Raw genomic sequence first — 22,065 nt, 5'->3', positions numbered from 1 at the left:
TGCGCCCATTACATACCGACCAGTCAGTCGCTAAATTGATTCGCGTCAAGGAATTTTGCGGCCGGATGGGCACAATAGGCACACGCCCTGGCGCCGGAACCGTCCGTGCCGCAAGGCCAAAAGCCTGCCGCGCGCGAGACGCTTCCGCCCCCCGAGCCGGAGACCCGCCGCATGACAGCAACCGCGTTTTCCGCTTCGATACCTCCTCGTCGAGCCGCCGCCGCCCTGACGCTGCTGATGGCCGCCGGCTGCACCTCGCTCGCGCCCGAATACCAACGCCCTGCCTTGCCGGTGCCGCAGGCATATCCCCGCGACAGCCAGCCGCCAGCCGGACAGCTGGACGCCGCCCAGCCCGCGGCGGCGCCCGCGTCCATCGCCGCGCCCGCCGCCGCCCGCATCGCCTGGCAGTCCTACTTTCCCGACCCCGCGCTGCAAGGCCTGATCGCCACCGCGCTGGAAAACAGCCGCGACCTGCGCGCGGCGTTGCTGCGGGTCGAGGAAGCGCGGGCGCTGTACGGCATCCAACGTTCCGACCAGTTCCCCACCGTGGGCGTGCAGGCGCAAGGCTCGCGGGCGCGCGTGCCGGGCGACCTGAATGTGACCGGCCAGCCGCAGGTGTCCAGCCAGTATCAGGTCGGCCTGGGCATGGCGACCTGGGAACTGGATTTCTGGGGACGGGTGCGCAGTCTTAGCGATGCGGCGCTGGAAAACTATCTATCGACGCAGGCGGCGGCGCAGGCGGCCACGCTGAGCCTCATCGCCCAGGTGGCGGACGGCTACCTGCGGTTGCGCGAACTGGACGAACGCCTGGAGCTCACCCGCGAGACCATCGACTCGCGCGCGGAATCGCTGCGCATCTTCCGCCGCCGCTTCGAGGAAGGCGCCATCTCGAAGCTGGACCTGACGCAGGTCGAGACGCTGTGGCAGCAGGCCAAGGCATTGGGCACGGAACTGGAACGTTCGCGCGCCGCACAGGCGCACACCCTGGAATTGCTGGTGGGTGCGCCGCTGGATCTGCCCGCCGGTCCGGCGCGGCTCAATGACGAGGCCGTGATGCGCGACCTGCCGGCGGGGCTGCCGTCCGACCTGCTGACCGACCGGCCCGACATCCTGGCCGCGGAGCATCGGCTAAAGGCCGCCAACGCCAACATCGGCGCGGCCCGCGCCGCCTTTCTGCCCAGCATCACGCTGACCGGGGCCTTCGGCACCGCCAGCGCCGAACTGGACGGACTGTTCGCGGGGGGAAGCCGCGCCTGGAATTTCGCGCCCAGCATCAACCTGCCGATCTTCGATGCCGGCCGCCGGCAGTCCACGCTGGACCTGACCGAAGCGCGCCGGGATCTGGCAGTCGCCAGCTACGAACAGACCATACAAAGCGCATTCAGGGACGTGTCCGACGCGCTGGCGTCGCGCCGCTGGCTGGCCGAACAGGTAGACGTGCTGCGCGCCACCGTGGCGGCGCAGGCCGAGCGGACCCGCCTGGCGCAGTTGCGCTACGACCATGGCGCCTCTCCGTACCTGGAAGTGCTCGACGCCAAACGGGATCTGCTGGCCGCGCAGCAGCAGCTAGTGGAAACGCGCCGCGCGCTCCTGTCCAGCCGCATCGGCCTGTATGCCGCGCTGGGCGGCGGGTCGCTGGCGCTTGAAGCGCCTGACGCCGGCACGGCCCAACGCTGACGGGCCCGACGCTGAAAAGCCCAAAGATCAAGGACACGCCGACATGTCTCTACCCAAACGAAAACTGGTCTTGCTGATTGCCCTTGTGGTTGCCGCAGCCGCCGGCTACTACGGCTGGCGCATGTTGGCGGACAACGGGCCGGGGCCTGGCTTTGTCAGCGGCAACGGCCGGATCGAAGCCACCGAGATCGACGTGGCCACCAAGCTGGCGGGCCGCGTACAGGAAGTGCTGGTCACGGAGGGCGACTTCGTCGCGGCGGGCCAGCCGCTGGCGCGCATGCAGATCGACACGCTGCAGGCGCAGCGCGAGGAAGCGCGGGCGCAGCATCAGCAGGCGGTCAATGGCGCGGCCAGCGCGGCGGCGCAGGTGGCGCAGCGCGAGAGCGACAAACGCGCCGCCGAAGCCGTCGTGGTGCAGCGCGAAAGCGAGCTGGACGCGGCGCGCCGGCGCCTGGCCCGTTCGCAGACGCTGTCCAAGGAGGGCGCCTCGTCGATCCAGGAACTGGACGATGACCGCGCCCGCGTGCGCAGCATGCAGGCGGCGGTGAACGCCGCCCGTGCGCAGGTCACGGCAGCCGCCGCAGCCATCGACGCGGCCCGGGCCGCGCAGGTCGGTGCCCAATCGGCAATTGCGGCCGCGCAGGCCACGGTGTCGCGCATAGACGCCGACATCGCCGACAGCGAACTACGGGCCCCGCGCGCCGGCCGCGTGCAATACCGCGTGGCGCAGCCGGGCGAGGTCCTGGGCGCGGGCGGCAAGGTACTCAACATGGTCGACCTGGCCGACGTCTACATGACGTTCTTCCTGCCCGAGCAGGCCGCGGGCCGCGTCGCGCTGGGCCAGGACGTTCGCATCATCCTGGATGCCGCGCCGGAATACGTTATTCCCGCCACGGTGTCGTTCGTGGCCAGCACCGCGCAATTCACGCCCAAGACAGTCGAAACCGCCAGCGAACGCCAGAAGCTGATGTTCCGCGTCAAGGCGCAGATCAGCCCCGACCTGCTGCGCCGCCACCTGACGCAGGTCAAGACCGGGCTGCCCGGCGTGGCGTGGCTGAAACTGGACCCGGATGCCCAATGGCCCGGCTATCTTGACGTCAAGGTGCCCTGATGTCCCCGGCCGTCCCGCCCGTCGCCTCGCTGTCCGATGTCGGCCTGCGCTATGGCAAGACCCAGGCGCTGGACGGCATCACGCTGGATATTCCCGCCGGACGCATGGTCGGACTGATCGGCCCGGACGGCGTGGGCAAGTCCAGCCTGCTCGCGCTGGTGGCGGGCGCGCGGGCCGTGCAGCAGGGCAAGGTCATGGTGTTGGGCGGCGACATGGCCAGCCGAAGGCACCGCGAGGCCGTCTGCCCGCGCATCGCCTACATGCCGCAGGGCTTGGGCAAGAATCTCTACCCCACCTTGTCCGTGGAAGAAAACCTGCAGTTCTTTGGCCGCCTGTTCGGCCATGACGCGGCCGAGCGCCGCCGCCGCATCGACAGCCTGACCCGCAGCACCGGCCTGTCGGCCTTCCTGTCCCGGCCCGCGGGCAAGCTGTCGGGCGGCATGAAGCAGAAGCTGGGGCTGTGCTGCGCGCTGATCCATGATCCGGACCTGCTCATCCTTGACGAGCCCACGACCGGCGTGGACCCGCTGGCGCGCGCGCAGTTCTGGGATCTGATCAACGAGATTCGTGCGCAGCGGCGCGGCATGAGCGTGATCGTGGCGACCGCCTACATGGACGAGGCGCAGCGTTTCGATTGGCTGATCGCCATGGACGACGGCCGCGTGCTGGCCACCGGCACGCCCGCAGAATTGCAGGACCGCACCGGCGCGCAGACGCTGGAAGCGGCCTTCATTGCGCTGCTGCCCGAGCAAAAGCGGCGCGGCCACAAACCCGTCGAGATCGTGCCGCTGGCCCTGGACGAGGACGCCGGCATCGCCATCGAGGCGCGCGACCTGACCATGCGCTTTGGCGACTTCGTGGCCGTGGACCACGTCAACTTCCGCATCCGGCGCGGCGAGATCTTCGGGTTCCTGGGCTCGAACGGCTGCGGCAAGTCGACCACCATGAAGATGCTGACGGGCCTCTTGCCCGCCAGCGAAGGCCAGGCCTTTTTATTCGGGCAGGAGGTCGATCCGCGCAACATCGACACGCGCCGGCGCGTGGGCTACATGTCGCAGGCCTTCTCGCTATACGGCGAACTGACCGTGCGGCAGAACCTGGTGCTGCACGCCCGGTTGTTCCACGTGCCGGAGGCCGACATCCCCGCGCGCGTCCAGGAGATGGTTACGCGCTTCGGGCTGGACGGCGTGCTGGACGCGCTGCCGCAGAACCTGCCCATGGGCGTGCGCCAGCGGCTTTCGCTTGCCGTGGCGATGGTGCACAAGCCCGAGCTGCTTATCCTGGACGAGCCAACGTCGGGGGTGGATCCGGTCGCGCGCGACGGATTCTGGAACCTGCTGATCGAACTGGCCCGCAAGGATCACGTCACGATCTTCATCTCGACGCACTTCATGAACGAGGCCCAGCGATGCGACCGCATTTCGCTGATGCACGCGGGCAAGGTGCTGGTCAGCGCCGCGCCTGACGAAATCATTCGCTTGCGCGGCGCAAGCTCGCTGGAAGCCGCCTTCATTGCCTACCTGATCGACGCAGGCGCCGGCACTGCGGCCGACACGGGCGCGGCGCCACCCATCGAGGACGCCGCCCCGCCCGCCCAGCCGGCCCGGCGCGGGTTCAGCCTGCATCGCGCGTTCAGCTACATGTGGCGCGAATCGCTGGAACTGCAGCGCGACCCCGTGCGCGCCACGCTGGCGCTGCTGGGCTCGCTCTTGCTGATGTTCGTGATGGGCTACGGCATCAGCCTGGACGTCGAGGACCTGCGCTATGCGGTCATGGACCGCGACCAGACGGGCCTTAGCCAGAACTACAGCCTGAATCTGTCGGGGTCCCGCTACTTCATCGAACATCCGCCCATTGCCGATTACGCGGACCTGGACGCGCGCATGCGCAGCGGCGAGCTGTCGCTGGCCATCGAGATTCCGCAGGGCTTCGCGCGCGACATTGAGCGCGGCAAGCCCGTGCAGATCGGCGTCTGGATCGACGGGGCCATGCCGCAACGGGCCGAGACCATACGCGGCTATGTGCTGGGCATGCATCAGGGCTGGCTGGCGCAGCAGGCGCGCGAGCGGCTGGGCGCCAGCGCGCAGCTTCCCGTCAGCGTGGAGACGCGGTTCCGCTACAACCCCGATGTGCGCAGCCTGCCCGCCATGGTGCCTGCCGTCATTCCGCTGCTGCTGCTGATGATGCCGGCCATGCTGACGGCGCTGGCCGTCGTGCGCGAAAAGGAATTGGGCTCGATCACCAATCTTTACGTCACGCCAGTGACGCGGCTGGAATTCCTGCTGGGAAAACAGGCGCCGTATGTCGCGCTGGCGATGCTGAACTTCCTGCTGATGGCCCTGCTTGCCGTGACGCTATTCGGCGTGCCCATCAAGGGCAGCTTCGGCACGCTATTGCTCGCCGCGCTGATCTACAACGTGGTGGCCACCGCCATTGGCCTGTTGGCCTCCACGTTCACGCGCAGCCAGATCGCCGCGCTGTTCTTCACGATGATCGGCACCCTGGTTCCGGCCGTGCAGTTTGCCGGGCTGCTCAACCCCGTGTCGTCGCTGGAAGGCGCGGGCCGGCTGATCGGACAGGTCTATCCCGCCACCCACATGCTCATCATCAGCCGCGGCGTGTTCAGCAAGGCGTTGGGGCTGCATGACCTTTACCCCTCGTTCTGGCCGCTGCTGATCTCCATTCCCATCATCCTGGGCGCGTCGGCGCTGCTGTTGAAAAAGCAGGAGACCTGACATGCGGCACCTGGCGAACATCTACCGCCTTGGCGTGAAAGAGCTCTGGAGCCTGGCGCGCGACCCGATGATGCTGGTGCTGATCGTCGTGTCGTTCACGTTGATGATCTACACGGCGGCCACCGCCGTGCCCGAAACGCTGCACAACGCGCCCATCGCCGTCGTGGACGAGGACCAGTCGCCGCTGTCCGCGCGCATCGTCTCGGCTTTCTATCCGCCGCATTTCACGCCGCCGCAGCTTGTGACCCCGGCGCAGGCGGACGCCAACATGGACGCGGGCCGCCAAACGTTTACCGTCAACATCCCGCCCAACTTCCAGCGCGACGTGCTGGCCGGCCGGCCGGCGCAGATCCAGCTGAATGTCGACGCCACCCGGATGAGCCAGGCGTTCACGGGCAGCAGCTACAGCCAGCAGATCATCACCGACGAGATCAACGAGTTCGTCAGGCGCTATCGCGCGCCCACCGAGCTGCCGGTTGAACTGGCGGTGCGCATGCGATTCAACCCGAACCTCACCCAGTCGTGGTTCGGCGCGCTGATGGAGATCATCAATAACGTCACGATGCTGTCCATCATCCTGACCGGCGCCGCGCTGATCCGCGAGCGCGAACACGGGACCATCGAGCACCTGCTGGTCATGCCCGTCACGCCCACCGAAATCATGGTCGCGAAGGTCTGGTCGATGGGGCTGGTCGTACTGGCGTCCGCTGGGCTATCGTTGACGTTCGTGGTGCGGGGCCTGCTGCACGTGCCGATCGAAGGATCGGTCGCGCTGTTTCTGGCCGGCGTGGCGCTGCACCTGTTCGCCACGACCTCGATGGGCATTTTCATGGCTACGCTTGCACGCAGCATGCCGCAATTCGGCATGTTGCTCGTACTAGTGCTCTTGCCCCTGCAGATGCTGTCCGGGGGCACCACGCCGCGCGAAAGCATGCCGGCGTTCGTGCAGAACATCATGCTGGCCGCCCCCACGACGCATTTCGTGGAACTCGGCCAAGCCATCCTCTATCGCGGCGCGGGCATCAGCGTCGTATGGCAACCCTTCCTGGCGCTGGCGCTGATCGGCGCCGTCCTGTTTGCGTTATCCCTGGCGCGTTTTCGCAAGACCCTCAGCCAGATGGCATGAGGCCCGTGTGTATTCGTTTCCCCTTACCACTTTCATAAAAGGACGGATGATGAAGAAAGCAAATGCCTCCCTGCCCGATGGCCTGACCGGCGCCAACGTCGCCTTCTGCCAGCGCCTGGCCCAGCTTGCGCAGGAAAGCCAGCAGCGCTGGCTCGAAATGGGCCAGCGGCTGGCCAGCGACAGCTCCGGCCTTGCCGCCCTTTCCCCCTTGCCCCCCACCGCCAACTGGCAGGACGCCATGCCCGCCATGGGCGAACTCGCGCGCAAGCGCTGGCAGACCCAGCTGGAAGCCAGCCAGGCCCTCACGCACGCGGCGCTGCAGGAGCAGGCCACCTTGGCCGCCGGCGTGGGCGAAGCGATGTGCGAATGGTTCAAGCAGGCCAACGGCGCGGCTGCCGACAATTCACCGCTCGCGCAGATGTGGTCCGTGATGACCAAGCAGATGGCGGCCGCCTGCGCCGCCATGCAGGACGCCAACCAGCAAGGAGGCCGCCATGACCTCTAAGCGCACCGCGCTCATCACGGGCGGCACCGGATGCCTGGGCCGCGCCATCGCCGTGGCGCTGCACGACGCGGGCCACGACGTCATCGTCACCTACCATTCCAGCGAGGCCGCCACGCGCGGCTGGATCAAGGAAGAAGCGGCGAAAGGCCGAACCTTTTCCTCGTACAAGGTGGACGTGGCGGACTTCGACGCCTGCCAGGCGCTGGCCCGGCGACTCGAAGAGGACGGCCGCCAGATCGACATCCTGGTGAACAACGCGGGCATCACGCGCGACGCGAGCCTGCGCAAGATGAGCGCGCAGGATTGGGCGGACGTCATGCACAGCAATCTGGATTCCATGTTCAACATGACCCAGCCGCTGTGCGGTCCGATGGCGGATCGGGGCTGGGGCCGCATCGTCAACATCTCGTCGGTGAACGGCAGCAAGGGCGCATTCGGGCAGACCAACTACGCTGCGTCGAAGGCGGGCATTCATGGGTTCACGAAGTCGCTGGCGCTGGAAATGGCCCGCAAGGGCGTGACGGTGAACACGGTGTCGCCCGGCTATCTGGCCACGCGGATGGTGCAGGCCGTGCCGCCGGAAGTCATGCAGGAAAAGATCCTGCCGCAGATCCCGGTGGGGCGGCTGGGCGAACCCGATGAAATCGCCGCGCTCGTCGCGTTCATCTGCAGCGATGCGGCCGGCTTCATGACGGGCAGCAACGTGGCCATGAATGGCGGCCAGCATATGTATTGATGCGGCCGTTCTCTCAGCGTCCCGGCGCCTTGCGCTGCGCCTGCATCTGCGTCCGCAACGAGATCGCGTCCGGCCGCATGGGCAGCGCCAGCCGGCCCTGGCGGTCGATGGCGCCCCATTCTCCGCCCGTCACGACGCTGTGTTCGCCGTCGCGCGTGCGCTCGATGCGGCAGCCCTTGCAGACCGCGGCCAGGCCGCCTTCGAAGCGGTCGACCCAATCGTAGGGCGTGGCCAGCACGCGGTTGAGCTGCTTGTCGTAGTAGGCCATGCCGCCGGCCCAAGGACCGCGGGTGAGGCCTTCCTCGAAGTCGTCGGCGCTGTTGTCGAACGTGACCACGGCCACGGCGCGTCCGTCGGGCCGCACCCAGTGCCACGAGCCGTTGGCCGTGGCGGGCGACAGGCCATCGTCGCTGAAATCCATGCGCGCCAGCACGGCGGGCCTGAACTCGACGCTGTCCTTCGTGGCGCGGGCGCAGTGCTCGACGTGTTCCAGCGAGCCTTGCGCCTGCCTGTCCGCAAAGAAGCACGCGAGGTCGTATTCAACGGCGTGGCCCGGGGTGAGAGCCAGCGAGGTGAGCAGGGCGGCGATCAGCATGCGGGGCATCCTAGCATGGCGCCCGCGTGCCGATCGGCATGCTCGCCGTCCAGAAAAAGGCGGCCCGCGGGGACCGCCCTGCCCTTCAGTTGGCCGTGGCGCCCGAATCCTTGACCGCCTTGGCCCAGGCCGCCATCTCGGTCTGGATGAACTTGCCGAATTCCGCCGTGTTCACGCCGGAGGCGCGCGCGCCCTCTTCCATCAACCGCTGCTTGACCTCGGGCGCCGCCAGCGCGCCGGTCAGCGCCTGGTTCAGCCGCGCCACCACCGCGTCCGGCGTGCCGGCCGGCGCGACGATGCCGTGCCAGGACACCGCCTGGAAGCCGGGCAGGCCGGACTCGGCCATCGTCGGCACGTCGGGCATCGCGGACGAGCGCTCCGGCGAGGTCACGGCCAGGGCACGCAGCGATCCTGCCTTCACGTGCGGCAGCACGCCCGGAATGGTGGTGAACATGAAATCGATCTGCCCGCCGATGAGATCCGTGATGGCGGGGCTGCCGCCCTTGTAGGGCACGTGCGTGAACTGGAGCTTGGCTTCGCTCTTGAACATCTCGCCGGCCAGGTGCCCCGGCGTGCCGGCACCTGCCGAGCCCATGTTGGTCTTGTCGCCTTGCGAACGGATGAAGGCAATGAGTTCCTGCACGTTGCCGGCCTTGACGTTGGGACCGACGACCAGCACGTTCGGCACGGTGGCCAGCAGCGTGACGGGCGTGAAGTCCTTGATCGCGTCGTAGGAAATGCGCGAATAGAGCGACGGGTTGATGCCGTGCGTGCTGGCGGTGGCCAGCAGCAGCGTGTAGCCGTCCGGCGCGGACGAGGCCACCTGCTTGGCGGCGATGGTGCCGTTGGCGCCGCCCTTGTTGTCGATCACGATGGTCTGGCCCAGCGTCTTGGCGGCTTCGGCGGCGACGGTGCGCGCCAGGATATCGGACGTGCCGCCGGCCGAATGGGGCACGACCAGCGTGATCGGCTTGGCGGGATAGGTTTGCGCCATCGCCGCAGGCAGGGCGGGCGTCAGACAGGCGGCCAGCGCGCAGCGCGCCAGCAAACGAGTGCGGAACATTGATGTCTCCAGGGTTGTGGCCGACTGCGGCGCCTCGTGCGGGCGCCGTCAGGCTGGCGATAAGGCCGGTCCGGTCAGTCCGAACCCAGCTGCAGCTTGTTGGGCTGGCGTTTCTCGATGGACCACTTCAAGAGCGCGGCCGAGCGGTAGATGCCATGCGCGAACTTGCCGTAGGGCAAGGTCAGGAACAACGCCATCACGACGCCCAGGTGGATCGCCAGCAGCAGCGCCATCGCGCTGCCGTCGCGGCCGGCCAAGAGCGCCAGGCCCGTCGCGCTGGTCAGGAACAGCAGCACGATGAAGCCACGGTCCATCGGCTTTTGCGCCGCGTCGCCCTGCAGCGGATGGCGCTTGACGTTCAGCCACAGCAAGCCGGCCGGCCCGATCAGAAGGCCAATGCCGCCCGCGGTGCCCAGCAGCACGGGCGCGCTCAGGATCGGATACGGCGCCTGCTGGCCCAGCAGATAGTGGTACAGCGTGGCGACACAGGTGGCCGCAAAGCACAGCATGAAACCGTAGAACGTGAAATGGTGGAACCGCCGGCGCCACAGCGTGAAGGCATCGTCGGCGTTGTTGCAGCCCTTGCCGTGGCCGCCGTCCAGGTAGCGCAGCCGCAGCGCGTCGTGCGCCGCCTCGGCCACCGCCGCGCCGGAGGCCGCCCCCGGGCTGACGTTGCGCCAGAAGCGGGTCACCCCCACCGCCAGCGCCAGCATCGAAAAACCGAACACCACGCCGAACATCAACGCCAGCGTGTTGTGCGGAAAGACGGCGTAGAAGTTGCCGGCCATCGGTTCATGGAAAAGGCCGCCCGCCATCACCACCGCCAGCACCAGGAACAGCGCCAGACCTGCGGCCGTGGCCAGCGACAGCGCCAGGCCATTGCGCTTGTACAGCGTGCCCAGCGCGGCCGGCCAGGCATAGTCGGTGTACGTCTGCATCCGCACCTTGGCCATGGCTTGCGGCACGTTGACGGCGAACTCGTGCGGCGGCGCGTACTGGCACGCGTGCAGACAGGCGCCGCAGTTGTGGCACAGGTTGGCCAGGTAGTTCAGGTCCGCCTTGCCGAATTCCAGGCGGCGGGTCATGGCGGGAAACACCGCGCAGAAGCCTTCGCAGTAGCGGCAGGCGTTGCAGATCTGCATGACGCGCGCCACTTCGGTTTCGTCACCGGTCAGCGTTTCGGTCAGCGGCTTGGCGCCCCGGGCATGAAAGCGCACCGGCTGCTCGGCCGGGGCCGCGGGCTGGGCAGGCGTTGAACCCGTCTGACTGCTGGAAAAGGACTGCGCCTCGCGGGCCAGGGCTTCAAGCTGCTTCATGGTGTGCTCCCGCATGTTTCTGGCTGAGCGCCGCCGCCGCGGCGCGGGTGCCGGCAATGCGGCCAAATGCCGTGCCGATGGACATGCCCACCCCGGCGGTATAGCCCTTGCCCAGCACGTTGCCGGCCATCATTTCGCCGGCGACAAAGAGGTTGTCGCTGGGCGTGTCGTTGAACCGGACCGCGGCGGTGTCGTCCACCTTCAGGCCCAGGTACGTAAAGGTGATGCCGGGACGCAGCGCGTAGCCGTAGAACGGCGCAGTGTCGATTGGGCGCGCCCAGTGCGTCTTGGCGGGCGTCACGCCTTCGGTATGGCAATCGTCCAGCGCCGTGTGGTCGAACTTGCCCACGCGGCACGCGGCGTTGTAGTCGCCGATGGTCTTGGCGAAGGTGGCCGGATCCAGGCCCAGCTTTTCGGCCAGTTCGGGCAGCGTGTCGGCTTTCACGCCCGGAAACACGGGCGGCATGAAGCGGCCGATCGCCTTGGCGTCGATGATGGAATAGGCGATCTGGCCGGGCTGCATGGCGGTCAGGCGGCCCCAGATCGCGTAGCGCTTGGGCCAGAAGTCCTCGCCTTCGTCGTAGAAGCGCTCGGCGTCGCGGTTGACGACCACACCCAGCGACACGCAATCGATGCGCGTGCAGATGCCGCCGTCGTACAGCGGCGCGCGGGCGTCGATCGCCACGCAGTGCGATTGCGAGGGGTCGCCGATGCCGTCGGCGCCGGCGTCCAGCATGAACTTGAGCAGCACGCCCATGTTGAAGCGCGTGCCGCGGATCAGGAAGTTGTCGGCCGGCCATTCGCCGCGCGCGTTCTGGCCCCAAGCCTCGCGCAGCCATTCGCGGTTGGACTCGAAGCCGCCCGCGGCCAGCACACAGGCGCGGGCCTCGATGCGTTCGGCGCCGATGCGCGCGGCCACGAAGCGGCCGTTGTCCAGCTCTAGCGAATCGACCGGCGCGTTGTAGCGGACCTGTACGCCCAGCGCTTCGGCGCTGCGGTAATAGGCATTGACCAGCGCCTTGCCGCCGCCCATGAAGAACGCATTGGTGCGGGCCACGTGCAGCGCGCCCGACAGCGGCGGCTGGAAGTTCACGCCGTGGCGGCGCATCCAGTCGCGGCAGGTGGAGGATTCGCGGATGACCAGCCGCGCCAGGTGTTCGTTGGTCTGCCCGCCCGTCACCTTGAGCAGGTCCTGCCAGTATTCTTCTTCGGGATACGCGTCGATCAGCACGTCCTGCGGCGCATCATGCATGCAGCGCAGGTTGCGCGTGTGCTGCGAGTTTCCGCCCCGCCATTCCTTTGGCGCCGCTTCCAGCAGCAGCACGCTGGCGCCGGCTTCGCGCGCCATCAGGGCCGCGCACAGCGCCGCATTGCCCCCACCAATCACCAAGACGTCAACCATGCCATCTTCCCCAGTTCAAGGGGAAGACTCTACGCAGCGGCGCCACGCTGCGATATCAGGCGGGCGTCAACGGGTGTTCACGATTCGTGAAGAGTCACCACCGCCCACTTGCCCTCCCGCGCCAGGGTGCGGGAGACATCGGCCATGACCAGGCGGGCGGCCAGCGCCGCGGGCGACAGCTCCTCGTCCGACAGGCTGGCCAGCAGGTTGGAGCGAAACAGGTGGGCATCGTCGATGCGCGCCATCTGCAACTGGCCGGGTGCGATGCGCGCGGTGGCCGAGCTGGGCTGGATCGTGGCCGCGCCGCCCTGCCGCACCACGTCCATGAGCAGCGACAGGCCGTCGACCTCGGCCACCACCCGGGGCGTGCGCCCCAATTGCTGGAACGCGTTGTTGACCAGCGCCCGCAGGCCGTGGCGGCCGCTGGGCAGCACCAGCGGCAGGTCGGCAATTGCCTCCAGCCGCGTCGTGTCACCAAACGGCACGCCGGGCATGTCGGGCCGGGCGAACAGGAACAGGGGTTCGTCCAGCAGCGGCATCACGCTCCAGCGGCGCGCGGATTCGGCGTGGAACACGATGGCCAGGTCCAGCAGGCGGCCGTTGAGCATGTCGGTCAGATGCCCGGACAGCGCCTCGACCAGGTGCAGCCGGATATCGGGGTAGCGCTCGTTCATGGCCTGCAGGAACGGCGCCCCCAGCACGGCGGCCGTGGTGGACGGCAGGCCGACGCTGACGTGGCCCGCCAGCCGCGCCTGCTGGGCGGCCTGGACGGCGTCGTCGGCGTGGCGCAGGGCCAGTTGCGCCTGCCGGAAGAACGCCAGCCCCGCGTCCGTGGGCACGACGCCGCTGGCGCTGCGCTGCAAGAGGCGCGTGGACAGCTCGCCTTCGAGGCGGCTGATCTGCTGGCTGAGCGCCGAGGTGACCATGCCGATCGACATGGCCGCCCGGCCGATGCTGCCTGCCTCGACCACCCGCACAAAGTAACGAAGCTGGCGCAGTTCCATGGGTCAGCCCGGGATGGTCAGTCCCTTGGCGACGGCCGGGCGCGCAACGAATGCGTCCAGCACGCGCGCGACGTTCTTGAACGACGAAAAGCCGACGAGATCGCCGGCGTCGTAGAACCCCACCAGGTTGCGCACCCAGGGAAAGATCGCGATATCGGCGATGGTGTACTGGTCGCCCATCACCCAGTCGCGCCCTTGCAGGCGCTGGTCCAGCACCGTCAGCAGGCGCTTGGACTCGTCGACGTAACGGTCGCGCGGCCGCTTGTCCTCGTAGTCCTTGCCCGCGAACCGATGGAAAAAGCCCAGCTGGCCGAACATCGGTCCGATGCCGCCCATCTGGAACATCACCCATTGCAGCGTTTCAAAGCGTCCGGCCGCGTCGGCAGGAATGAACTGGCCGGCCTTGCTGGCCAAGTACACCAGGATCGCGCCGGACTCGAACAGGCCCAGCGGCTTGCCGTCCGGCCCGTTCGGGTCGAGGATGGCCGGAATCTTGTTGTTCGGGCTGAGCGACAGGAACTCGGACGTGAACTGATCCTTGGTATCGAAGGCGACACGGTGGACCTCGTAGGGCAGACCCGTCTCTTCCAGCATGATCGACGCCTTCACGCCGTTGGGCGTCGGCAGCGAATAAAGCTGGATGCGGTCGGGGTGCTGGGCGGGCCACTTCTTGGTGATGGCAAAGTCGTCTAGGGAGGACATGCGGGGTTTCTCCGGGGCAGGCGGGGTTGGGTGACGACAATCCTAGCGCAAAACCCGGTGCAATCCCCACCGCAGCGCGGTTGCCGCCACCGCAATGGGCAGCACCATGGGCCATTGCGCCAGGAACAGCTCGCGTGTCGCCTCGCCGGGCGCCCAGGTGTTGCCAAACACCTGCGGCGACGGCGGCGCCAGATACAGGGCAACGAGGGCCGCGGCAAAGGTCGCCAGCAGGCGCCAGGGGGGGGATCGCCGCAGCCGGGCCGGGCGCTCGGCCAGGATCAGTACGATGACGCCCGCCAGCCCGGCCAGGACGGCCTCGGCGTAGAAGTCGCGCACGCCGTACAGGTAAGGCGCGACGGGGACGACCCATCCATAGGCGCCGGTCGTCAGCACGGAGGTCAGGCAAGCGCCGAACAGCGCGGCGGCGAAGGACAGGAGAAGCAGGTCGAGGGTTCGCGCTAGGAGTTTGGGCATGAGCGGATGGCGGCAAAGGCGTGGCGGGAGGATGCCATACGTTCCTGCCGAGCGCTGGCCGGGGCGTGGAACGGGTTTGTGATGCACAATCCGCCTCGCGCCCGCAAGGCGGCGCCCTGCCCCGCAGGTCACCCCATACCGCCGTGGCGCCCGCCGCGCCCGGCGCCACTGGCAGTCTCCATGAAGCACCCGCAGCAACGTTCCGGACAACCCGCCACTTTCCATCGCCGCCTGATCCCGGCCCGCGCAGATTGGCGCATAAGGGCCGCGGCGTCATGCCTGGCGGCCGCAGCATGGCTGACCGGCCCGGCCGCGCACGCCGCGGGTCAGAACACCGCGCAAGCGGTGTCCGACACCCCGGCGGCGCCGGCGGCTGACACCCTGCGCACCACGCGCAGCCTGACGCTGACGCTGTGGGACGGCAAGCGCGCCGCCCCCGCGCCCAACACGCCGTACCGCGCCTTCGTCACCGGCAAGGACGACGCCATCCTCGATACGCCTTCCGGCGACGGCATCCTGCACGGCGTCACCGATGGCGAGGGACGCACGGCGCCGATCCGGACGACGCTGCCGCACGCGGAGGACGACTTCACCCTGATCCGCCGCATCGGCGATGGCCCGTGGGGCCACTTCTTTCAGCTGCACAGCAGCGGCTCCCCCGAGCCCTTGCCCGGCTGGCCGTACATCATGACCATGCGCCAGCGCTGGGGCGAAGCCTGGGTGGACCTGGGCTACACCAACCGCCAGGGCGCGACGGCCTACTTCAGCCACGACGTGCCGGCCGGTGCGATCTCGCTGCACATCGACGCGCAGGTCACGCGCGACGGGCCGTGCTTTGCCGAGCTGGACGCCGTCAACCGCGCGTTCGCCCGGAACGACGCCGAGGGCGCCCGCGCCCTGATCGACGGCATGCGCTGCACCCGCAGCGCCGACCAGAAGCTGGACCTGGCGCGGCTGCTGCTGGCTGCCGGCCAGCCTGGCCTGGCGCGCCATTGGCTGCTGCAGGCACGCCAGCGGCCATTTCCGGACATGTTCAAGCCCGTCGACCCGGGCGAGCGGCGCAAGCGGCTGGACGTGGCGCGCCTGCTGGGCATGCCGGATCTGGTGTTGCAGGAGTCGAACGTCCTGCAGGACCGTGCGGCCGGCAAACGCGGCGCGCGTGCCGCCGGCGCGGTGGACCTGGCGAACAACACGGCCTACTACCTGGCGGACTTCCCGGACTACCTGCCGCAAGCCGAGGAGCAGGCCCGCCGCTCGCTCGACCGCGTCGGCCCGCGTCCGTACAACCAGGGCACGCTGGGGTGGATTTTGGCCCTGCGCGGGCAGACCGCCGATGGCCTGCGCCTGATGCACACGGCGTACCGCGACCTGCCGCGCGACGAGGAGATGGTGGCCGACTACGGCCTTGCGCTGTGGCGTAGCGGGCAACGGGACCAGGCCACGCGGTTGTGGGACGAGGCGCAGCGCGAATGCGTGTGGGGCGTGCGCATGCACGCCGCTTTGCGGGAGGCGGGATACCCGCACCCGTACTTCCTGCCCGCGGATTCCGATGCGGTGAACGACTATCGCGCACGCTGCGCGAAACCGCGGATCAAGGCCAAGACGGCAGGCCTATAATCCTGCCCATACGCTGCGAGTAACGCGCCTGCTGAGGGGCAGCCGCAGGAGACCTTTATGAAATCCTTCCCGACGCGCCTGCTTTCTCTCGTTGCCGCCGCCCTGCTCCTGGCCGGCTGCGGCGCTGGCCCCGGCGGACCGCCCCACCCCGGCGCGGTCAATCCCTACAGCACCGGCGGCTTCCGTGACGCGGGGCCCAACTATCCCGATACCGGCCGCTGACGCCGCCGTACCCGCCCGGCGTGCAGGGCACCCTGCCGCCGCAGTGACGGCCCGAACCGCATAACAGCTTTGCGCCCGCGGGCCCCTCCCGCGGCGCCCGCCAAATCCTAGACTGCCTGCACATACCGCAGTCAAGGAGAAGGCTTTGCAGCCGCTGTTATCGAATCTCAAAGTGCTGGACCTGAGCCGCATCCTGGCCGGTCCGTGGGCCAGCCAGATCCTGGCCGACCTGGGCGCTGACGTCATCAAGGTCGAGCGGCCAGGCCAGGGCGACGACACGCGCACCTGGGGCCCGCCGTTCCTGAAGGATGAAGACGGCCAGGACACCCGGGACGGCGCCTATTTCATTGCCACCAACCGCGGCAAGCGCTCCATCACGCTGGACCTGCAGACGCCCGAAGGCCAGGCGCTGGTCAAGGACCTGTGCCGCGACGCGGACGTGGTGCTGGAGAACTACAAGGTCGGCACGCTGGCGCGCATGGGGCTGGACTACGAGTCGCTGTCCAAGATCAATCCGCGCCTGGTGTACTGCTCGGTCACCGGCTTCGGCCAGACCGGACCGCGCGCCGCCGAACCCGCGTACGACTTCCTGATCCAGGCGATGGGCGGCCTGATGAGCGTCACGGGCGAACGCGACGACCGCCCCGGCGGCGGCCCCCAGAAGGTGGGCGTGCCGATCGTGGACCTGACCACCGGCGTGTACGCCGCGCTGGGCATCGTGGCCGCGCTGTTGCGCCGCGCGCAGACCGGCAAGGGCGAGTACATCGACGTCGCCATGCTGGACGTGCAGGTGGGCCTGCTGGCCAACCAGGCCATGAACTTCCTGCTGGGCAACAAGGTGCCGCGCCGCACCGGCACCGCGCACCCGAACATCCAGCCGCAGCGCACGTTTGCCTGCGCCGACGGCGACATCGTCATCGTGGTGGGCAACGACGGGCAGTTCGCCACGCTGTGCGAGATGCTGGGCAAGCCCGAACTGGCGCAGGACCCGCGCTACATCACCAACAGTCAGCGCGTGCGCAATCAGGACACGCTGGATCCCGTGCTGGACGCCATCTTCGCCAGCCAGCCGCGTGCCCACTGGCTGGCCGCGCTGAAAAAGGCGGGCGTGCCGGCGGGGTCGATCAATACCGTGCCCGAGGTCTTCGAAGACCCGCAGGTCGTGCACCGCGGCATGCTGCGCCGCCTGCCGCATCCGGCCGCCGGCTCGGTGCCGCAGGTGATGAACCCGCTGCGATTCGGCAGCTCGGCCCTGCGCGCCGATGCCGCGCCGCCGCTGCTGGGCCAGCACACCGCCGACGTGCTGGCCGAGCTGGGCCTGTCCGCCGAGCAGATCCAGGACTATCGCGACCGCAAGATCATCTGAACAACCAAGGAGAGAGACATGAGCATGCCGGAGAACCTGGCCGGGCCCTACACGGCGCTGGACGTCGCGATCGCCGACGGCGTTGCCACCATCCTGCTGGCCAACCCGCCCGTCAACGCGCTCAGCACCGAGATGATGAACGAGCTGTCCTGGGTGCTGGACCGCATCTCGGAAACGCCCGAGGTGCGCGCGGTGGTCCTGTCGGGCCAGGGCAAGACGTTCTGCGCGGGCGCCGACCTGAAGAACCGCGCGGCCACCATCAAGGGGCCGGGCGACCTGCCGCAACACTCGCGCCGCACGCGGGAATGCTTTCATGCGATCCGCGAGTGCGCCAAGCCGGTGGTGGGCGCGATCAACGGCGCGGCGCTGGGCGCAGGCCTGGCCATCGTGGCCTCGTGCGACATCCTGATCGCCGCCTCCACCGCGGTCGTGGGCCTGCCGGAAATCAACGTCGGACTGCTGGGCGGCGGCCGCCACGGCATGCGGCTCTTTGGCCATTCGCGTCTGCGCCGCATGATGCTGACGGGTCTGCGCGTGGACGGCGACGAACTCTACCGGCTGGGCATCGTCGAGGCCAGCGTCCCTGCTGAAGCACTGATGGACCGCGCAATGGAACTGGCGCGCGAGCTGGCCAGCAAGAGCCCGCTGGCGTCCGTGCTGGCCAAGCAGACGCTCAACGCCATCGAAGACATGAGCCTGCGCGACGGCTATCGCTACGAACAGGACATGACGGCGGCCATCGCCAAGACCGAGGACGCGCAGGAGGCGCGCCGCGCCTTCCTGGAAAAGCGCGCGCCGGTGTTCCAGGGCAAATAAGGGAGCCGCCATGACCAGTGCATTGGAAGGCGTGAAGGTCCTGGACCTGAGCCGCGTGTTTTCCGGGCCGTGGGCCGCGCAGATGCTGGCCGACTTCGGCGCCGAGGTCATCAAGGTGGAGCGCCCCGGCCGCGGCGACGACGTGCGGCACCAGGGCTATCCCATGCCGGACCGCGACGGCAAGCCCAGCCGGGAGACCTCTTCGTTCGTCGCGATGAACCGCGGCAAGAAATCCGTGACGCTCGATATCTCGCGGCCCGAAGGCCAGGCGCTGGTGCGCCAGCTTGCGCAGAAGGCCGACATCGTCATCGAGAACTTCAAGGCGGGCGACCTGAAGCGCTACGGGCTGGACTATGCGTCGCTGTCGGAAGTGAATCCGCGGCTGGTGTATTGCTCGATCACCGGCTTTGGCCAGACCGGGCCCTACAGCCATCTGCCGGGCTACGATCCGATCTTCCAGTCGATGAGCGGCCTGATGAGCGTGACCGGCGTGCCGGACGGCGAGCCCGGGGCGGGACCGGTCAAGGCGGGTTATTCCGTGTCGGACCTGACCGCGGGCTTTTATGCAGTGGCGGCCATTCTTGCCGCGCTGCGGCACCGCGACCAGATCTCCGGCGTGGGCCAGCACATCGACCTGGCGCTGCTGGACGCCCAGATCGCCGCCATCTCGCACATCGGCATGAACTACCTGGCCAGCGGCCAGCTGCCTGCCCGCATGGGATCGGCCTCGCAGATCACCGCGCCGTTCCGCGCCTTCGAGTGCCGCGATGGGCATCTGATGGTGGCGGTGGGCAACGACTCGCAGTTCCGCAGCTTCTGCAACGTGATCGGCCTGCCCGACCTGGCCGCCGATCCGCGCTTTGACACGAACCCCAAGCGCGCCGCGGCGCAGGCCGATCTGTCCCGTCAGATCGAGCCGGCGATGCTGGCGCGAACGGTGGCGGACTGGAACCAGGCGCTGGCAGCCGCCAATGTGCCCTGCGGGCCGATCTACACCATGGATCAGGTGTTCGAGGATCCGCAGGTTCGGCATCGCGAAGTACTGGGCAGCGTGACGCATCCGGCGCTGGGCCGCATGCCGGTTGTGCGCAATCCCATCCATTTTTCCGGCACGCCCATCGCACTGGGATTGCCGCCCCCCATGCTGGGCGAGCACACGGCCGACGTCCTGCGCGCCGAGCTGGGTCTGACCGACGCGGCGATCGCGCAACTGCAGGCTGAGGGCATCGTATGAGCGCCGCCGACCACGAACTGATCGAGGAAATCCGCGACAGCGCGCGCGACTTTCTGCAGCGCCGCGACCAGCGGCAACGCAAGCGCCGCACCCCGGGCGGCGACCGCGCGTACTGGCAGGAGATTGCCTCAGTCGGCTGGCTGGGCATGAGCGTGCCCGAGCCGTTGGGCGGTCTGGGACTGGGCTGGCACGCGATGGCCGCCGTGCTGGAAGAAGCGGGCCGCGCCCAATTGCCCGAGCCCCTCGTCGGAGCGGGCGTGCTCAGCACGGCGCTGCTGGCGCGCATTACCCCGGCGGGCGATGCCGCCGTTCGGGAGGCGATGCTGCAAGCCTTGTGCGCCGGTGAAAAAGTGGTGGGCCTGGCTTGGCAGGAAACCGAAGGGCAGCTCGAAGCCGGCGAATCCGCCGGGGCGTTCGGCGTCACGTTCACCGCGCGCGAAGGCGCCTATGTGCTGAACGGCGAAAAGCGCCACGTCGTCCCCGGCGCGGACGTGGACGGCTGGCTTGTCACGGCCGATGGCGAAACGGGGTCTGCGCTGTTCCATCTGCCCGCCGGCACGCCCGGCGTCACGGTGCAGACGCACGAACGCGCGGACGGCTCGCCGGCCTGCCATCTGACGATCGAGTCCGCGGTGGTTGGCGGCGAGGCGTTGCTGGCGCGCGAGGGCGTGCTGGACGCTGTTGACGAGGCGCTGGACTACGGCCGCCTGATGCAGTCCGCGGAACTTGTGGGCATCGCGCGGCAAGTGCTGGCCGATTCGGTGGCCTACCTGAACACGCGCAAGCAGTTCGGCCAGACGCTCTCGTCGTTCCAGGCGCTGCAGCACCGTCTGGTGGACGCGACCCTGCAGGTCGAGCTGGCGTCCAACAGCCTGCTGGACGCGCTGAACGCCCTTGCCGCGGCGCCGGGCGACGTCAAGGCGCGCAAGGCGGCGGCCAGCCGGGTCAAGGCCCGCGCCGCGCGCGCCGGCGTCGACGCGGCGCGGCTGGCCATCCAGCTGCATGGCGCCATCGGCTACACCGACGAATGCGACGTCAGCCTGTATTTCCGCAGCGCCCTGCACCTGGCCGCCTGGCTGGGCAACGCCACGGCGCATCGACAGCGTTATGGCGTGCTGGCAGCCGACCCGGCGCCGGAGACGGACGATACGGCGGAGGATGCCGCCGACGGCAACGACACCACCGATTTCCCGCGCGACGCAGATTGGAACGCCATGCCGGAAGCGGCGTTCCGCAAGCTGCTGCGCCGGTTCTTCCGCGCGCATTACCCCGATCACCTGCGGCACGTGCCGTGGCGGCTGCATTGGGACGAGATCAAGGCGTGGTACTTCACCTTGTCGCGACAAGGCTGGATTGCGCCGTCGTGGCCGCGCGAGCATGGCGGCATGGCGCTGTCGCCCGCCCGGCAGATCGCGTTCATCGAGGAAGCCGAACGCTACGGCGTGGCGCGCGCGCCGGACCAGGGCCTGGTCATGCTGGGTCCCATCCTCATCCGCTACGGCACCGAGGCGCAGCGCGCGCGGTTTCTGCCGGGCATCCTGTCCGGCGAGGCGGTGTGGGCGCAGGGCTACTCGGAACCGGACGCTGGATCCGATCTGGCCTCGCTGCGCTGCGAGGCGGTGATCGACGGCGACGAACTGGTGGTCACCGGCCAGAAGACCTGGTCCACGCTGGCGCAGGACGCGACGCACATGTTCATGCTGGTGCGCACCGACAAGACCGTGAAGAAACAGGCCGGCATCAGCTTCCTGCTGGTGGACCTGAATAGCCCGGGCGTCAGCCGCCGGCCGATCCGCACGCTGTCGGGCCACGAGGAGTTCTGCGAGGTCTTCTTCGACCAGGTCCGCGTGCCGCGGGGCAATGTGGTCGGCGAACTGAACGCGGGCTGGGGCATCGCCAAGGCGCTGCTGGGGTTTGAGCGCCTGTTCAGCGGCAGCCCGAAGCACGCCAGCCACGCCCTGCAGCAGATCTTCAGCCTGGCGCGCCAGCGCGGCCTGCTGGCCGACCCGGCGTTCACCGACCGGCTGGCCGAGTTGCGGCTGGACAGCGCCGACCTGACCGCCATGTACCGCGTGTTTGCGGACATGGCCAAGGCCGGCCGCCCGCTGCCGCCGGAACTGTCGCTGCTCAAGATCTGGGCCACCGAGACGCACGAGCGGCTGGGCGCCCTGCTGATCCAGATCGCCGAGGAATACGGCGGCGCGGCGATGCGCCTGGGCTATGGCAACGGCGGCGTGCAGGCGCTGGCGCCCTACGTCAACGCACTCGCAGCCACCATCTTCAGCGGCACCAACGAGATCCAGCGCAACATCTACGCCAAGCAGGTTCTGGGCCTGCAGGGCGCCTGACAATGACAACGCGCCG

The 22,065-nt window shown here is 68.6% G+C and carries 19 protein-coding genes; 12 read left to right on the top strand and 7 right to left on the bottom strand.

Features of this window, described 5'->3' with window-relative positions; all coding sequences use genetic code 11:
* Positions 1 to 171: 171 nt before the first annotated feature.
* The 6 genes from FBY20_RS14930 to phbB are packed head-to-tail and all read left to right on the top strand — an operon-like array spanning position 172 to position 7,890.
* A complete protein-coding gene (locus FBY20_RS14930) occupies positions 172 to 1,677 on the top strand; it encodes an efflux transporter outer membrane subunit (RefSeq protein WP_142053115.1) in 1,506 nt (501 codons plus the stop codon).
* Between the two features lie 43 nt (positions 1,678 to 1,720).
* Positions 1,721 to 2,788: an HlyD family secretion protein gene (locus tag FBY20_RS14925; RefSeq protein WP_142053113.1), complete on the top strand. Its 1,068-nt coding sequence runs from the start codon at positions 1,721 to 1,723 to the stop codon at positions 2,786 to 2,788.
* On the top strand, positions 2,788 to 5,523 hold the full coding sequence (gene rbbA / locus FBY20_RS14920; protein ID WP_142053111.1) for a ribosome-associated ATPase/putative transporter RbbA: 2,736 nt from the start codon (positions 2,788 to 2,790) through the stop codon (positions 5,521 to 5,523). The genes FBY20_RS14925 and rbbA overlap by 1 nt, the downstream gene beginning before the upstream one ends.
* Before the next feature lies 1 nt (position 5,524).
* Complete coding sequence (locus FBY20_RS14915; protein WP_142053109.1) at positions 5,525 to 6,649, top strand: ABC transporter permease; 1,125 nt, start codon at positions 5,525 to 5,527, stop codon at positions 6,647 to 6,649.
* A 49-nt stretch (positions 6,650 to 6,698) separates the two neighbouring features.
* Positions 6,699 to 7,154 carry a hypothetical protein gene (locus FBY20_RS14910; protein WP_338128449.1) on the top strand — a complete coding sequence of 152 codons (456 nt, stop codon included), beginning with the start codon at positions 6,699 to 6,701 and terminating at the stop codon, positions 7,152 to 7,154.
* On the top strand, positions 7,144 to 7,890 hold the full coding sequence (gene phbB / locus FBY20_RS14905) for an acetoacetyl-CoA reductase (RefSeq protein WP_056325172.1): 747 nt from the start codon (positions 7,144 to 7,146) through the stop codon (positions 7,888 to 7,890). Before FBY20_RS14910 ends, phbB begins: the two co-directional genes overlap by 11 nt.
* A gap of 13 nt (positions 7,891 to 7,903) precedes the next feature.
* Here phbB and FBY20_RS14900 read toward each other — a convergent pair whose 3' ends face one another.
* From FBY20_RS14900 to FBY20_RS14870, 7 genes are all read right to left on the bottom strand, one after another.
* Positions 7,904 to 8,485: a WG repeat-containing protein gene (locus FBY20_RS14900; RefSeq protein ID WP_142053107.1), complete on the bottom strand. Its 582-nt coding sequence runs from the start codon at positions 8,483 to 8,485 to the stop codon at positions 7,904 to 7,906.
* Between the two features lie 85 nt (positions 8,486 to 8,570).
* Entirely contained in the window at positions 8,571 to 9,548 is a 978-nt protein-coding gene (locus tag FBY20_RS14895) for a tripartite tricarboxylate transporter substrate binding protein (RefSeq protein ID WP_142053105.1), read from the bottom strand.
* A gap of 74 nt (positions 9,549 to 9,622) precedes the next feature.
* Positions 9,623 to 10,864 carry a tricarballylate utilization 4Fe-4S protein TcuB gene (gene tcuB, locus FBY20_RS14890; RefSeq protein ID WP_063956789.1) on the bottom strand — a complete coding sequence of 414 codons (1,242 nt, stop codon included), beginning with the start codon at positions 10,862 to 10,864 and terminating at the stop codon, positions 9,623 to 9,625.
* Positions 10,851 to 12,266 carry an FAD-dependent tricarballylate dehydrogenase TcuA gene (gene tcuA / locus FBY20_RS14885; protein WP_063956791.1) on the bottom strand — a complete coding sequence of 472 codons (1,416 nt, stop codon included), beginning with the start codon at positions 12,264 to 12,266 and terminating at the stop codon, positions 10,851 to 10,853. Before tcuA ends, tcuB begins: the two co-directional genes overlap by 14 nt.
* A gap of 77 nt (positions 12,267 to 12,343) precedes the next feature.
* Positions 12,344 to 13,270 (bottom strand): LysR substrate-binding domain-containing protein, encoded by a 927-nt coding sequence (locus FBY20_RS14880; RefSeq protein ID WP_142053103.1) that lies wholly within the window; start codon positions 13,268 to 13,270, stop codon positions 12,344 to 12,346.
* A gap of 3 nt (positions 13,271 to 13,273) precedes the next feature.
* Positions 13,274 to 13,972 carry a glutathione binding-like protein gene (locus FBY20_RS14875; protein WP_142053101.1) on the bottom strand — a complete coding sequence of 233 codons (699 nt, stop codon included), beginning with the start codon at positions 13,970 to 13,972 and terminating at the stop codon, positions 13,274 to 13,276.
* Positions 13,973 to 14,014: 42 nt separating this feature from the next.
* Positions 14,015 to 14,446: a hypothetical protein gene (locus tag FBY20_RS14870; RefSeq protein WP_056325150.1), complete on the bottom strand. Its 432-nt coding sequence runs from the start codon at positions 14,444 to 14,446 to the stop codon at positions 14,015 to 14,017.
* A gap of 180 nt (positions 14,447 to 14,626) precedes the next feature.
* Between FBY20_RS14870 and FBY20_RS14865 the strand changes: the two genes are divergently transcribed.
* The 6 genes from FBY20_RS14865 (at position 14,627) to FBY20_RS14840 (ending at position 22,049) form a co-directional block, all read left to right on the top strand.
* Positions 14,627 to 16,063 carry a hypothetical protein gene (locus FBY20_RS14865; protein WP_255452357.1) on the top strand — a complete coding sequence of 479 codons (1,437 nt, stop codon included), beginning with the start codon at positions 14,627 to 14,629 and terminating at the stop codon, positions 16,061 to 16,063.
* Between the two features lie 57 nt (positions 16,064 to 16,120).
* Entirely contained in the window at positions 16,121 to 16,285 is a 165-nt protein-coding gene (locus FBY20_RS14860) for a hypothetical protein (RefSeq protein ID WP_142053099.1), read from the top strand.
* A gap of 145 nt (positions 16,286 to 16,430) precedes the next feature.
* A complete protein-coding gene (locus tag FBY20_RS14855) occupies positions 16,431 to 17,651 on the top strand; it encodes a CaiB/BaiF CoA-transferase family protein (RefSeq protein WP_056325146.1) in 1,221 nt (406 codons plus the stop codon).
* 18 nt (positions 17,652 to 17,669) lie between these two features.
* The gene (locus tag FBY20_RS14850; RefSeq protein ID WP_370458339.1) at positions 17,670 to 18,467 is read left to right on the top strand and encodes an enoyl-CoA hydratase/isomerase family protein; all 798 of its coding nucleotides are present in this window, start codon (positions 17,670 to 17,672) and stop codon (positions 18,465 to 18,467) included.
* Positions 18,468 to 18,477: 10 nt separating this feature from the next.
* A complete protein-coding gene (locus FBY20_RS14845) occupies positions 18,478 to 19,701 on the top strand; it encodes a CaiB/BaiF CoA-transferase family protein (protein WP_142053098.1) in 1,224 nt (407 codons plus the stop codon).
* Entirely contained in the window at positions 19,698 to 22,049 is a 2,352-nt protein-coding gene (locus FBY20_RS14840; protein ID WP_142053096.1) for an acyl-CoA dehydrogenase, read from the top strand. The genes FBY20_RS14845 and FBY20_RS14840 overlap by 4 nt, the downstream gene beginning before the upstream one ends.
* Positions 22,050 to 22,065 lie beyond the last annotated feature (16 nt).

The sequence above is a fragment of the Achromobacter sp. SLBN-14 genome, assembly GCF_006715415.1.
Taxonomy (GTDB): Bacteria; Pseudomonadota; Gammaproteobacteria; order Burkholderiales; family Burkholderiaceae_B; genus Achromobacter; species Achromobacter mucicolens.
Note: the sequence above shows the minus strand (reverse complement) of the source record. Positions and strands in the feature narration are given on the sequence as shown.

Coding starts and splice junctions, on each gene's coding strand:
- tcuB (WP_063956789.1), bottom strand. CDS start 10,864: ATGAAGCAGCTTGAAGCCCTGGCCCGCGAGGCGCAGTCCTTTTCCAGC.
- FBY20_RS14895 (WP_142053105.1), bottom strand. CDS start 9,548: ATGTTCCGCACTCGTTTGCTGGCGCGCTGCGCGCTGGCCGCCTGTCTG.
- FBY20_RS14850 (WP_370458339.1), top strand. CDS start 17,670: ATGAGCATGCCGGAGAACCTGGCCGGGCCCTACACGGCGCTGGACGTC.
- FBY20_RS14930 (WP_142053115.1), top strand. CDS start 172: ATGACAGCAACCGCGTTTTCCGCTTCGATACCTCCTCGTCGAGCCGCC.
- phbB (WP_056325172.1), top strand. CDS start 7,144: ATGACCTCTAAGCGCACCGCGCTCATCACGGGCGGCACCGGATGCCTG.
- FBY20_RS14840 (WP_142053096.1), top strand. CDS start 19,698: ATGAGCGCCGCCGACCACGAACTGATCGAGGAAATCCGCGACAGCGCG.
- FBY20_RS14870 (WP_056325150.1), bottom strand. CDS start 14,446: ATGCCCAAACTCCTAGCGCGAACCCTCGACCTGCTTCTCCTGTCCTTC.
- FBY20_RS14900 (WP_142053107.1), bottom strand. CDS start 8,485: ATGCTGATCGCCGCCCTGCTCACCTCGCTGGCTCTCACCCCGGGCCAC.
- FBY20_RS14910 (WP_338128449.1), top strand. CDS start 6,699: ATGAAGAAAGCAAATGCCTCCCTGCCCGATGGCCTGACCGGCGCCAAC.
- FBY20_RS14880 (WP_142053103.1), bottom strand. CDS start 13,270: ATGGAACTGCGCCAGCTTCGTTACTTTGTGCGGGTGGTCGAGGCAGGC.
- FBY20_RS14865 (WP_255452357.1), top strand. CDS start 14,627: ATGAAGCACCCGCAGCAACGTTCCGGACAACCCGCCACTTTCCATCGC.
- FBY20_RS14860 (WP_142053099.1), top strand. CDS start 16,121: ATGAAATCCTTCCCGACGCGCCTGCTTTCTCTCGTTGCCGCCGCCCTG.
- FBY20_RS14845 (WP_142053098.1), top strand. CDS start 18,478: ATGACCAGTGCATTGGAAGGCGTGAAGGTCCTGGACCTGAGCCGCGTG.
- FBY20_RS14915 (WP_142053109.1), top strand. CDS start 5,525: ATGCGGCACCTGGCGAACATCTACCGCCTTGGCGTGAAAGAGCTCTGG.
- FBY20_RS14875 (WP_142053101.1), bottom strand. CDS start 13,972: ATGTCCTCCCTAGACGACTTTGCCATCACCAAGAAGTGGCCCGCCCAG.
- FBY20_RS14925 (WP_142053113.1), top strand. CDS start 1,721: ATGTCTCTACCCAAACGAAAACTGGTCTTGCTGATTGCCCTTGTGGTT.
- tcuA (WP_063956791.1), bottom strand. CDS start 12,266: ATGGTTGACGTCTTGGTGATTGGTGGGGGCAATGCGGCGCTGTGCGCG.
- rbbA (WP_142053111.1), top strand. CDS start 2,788: ATGTCCCCGGCCGTCCCGCCCGTCGCCTCGCTGTCCGATGTCGGCCTG.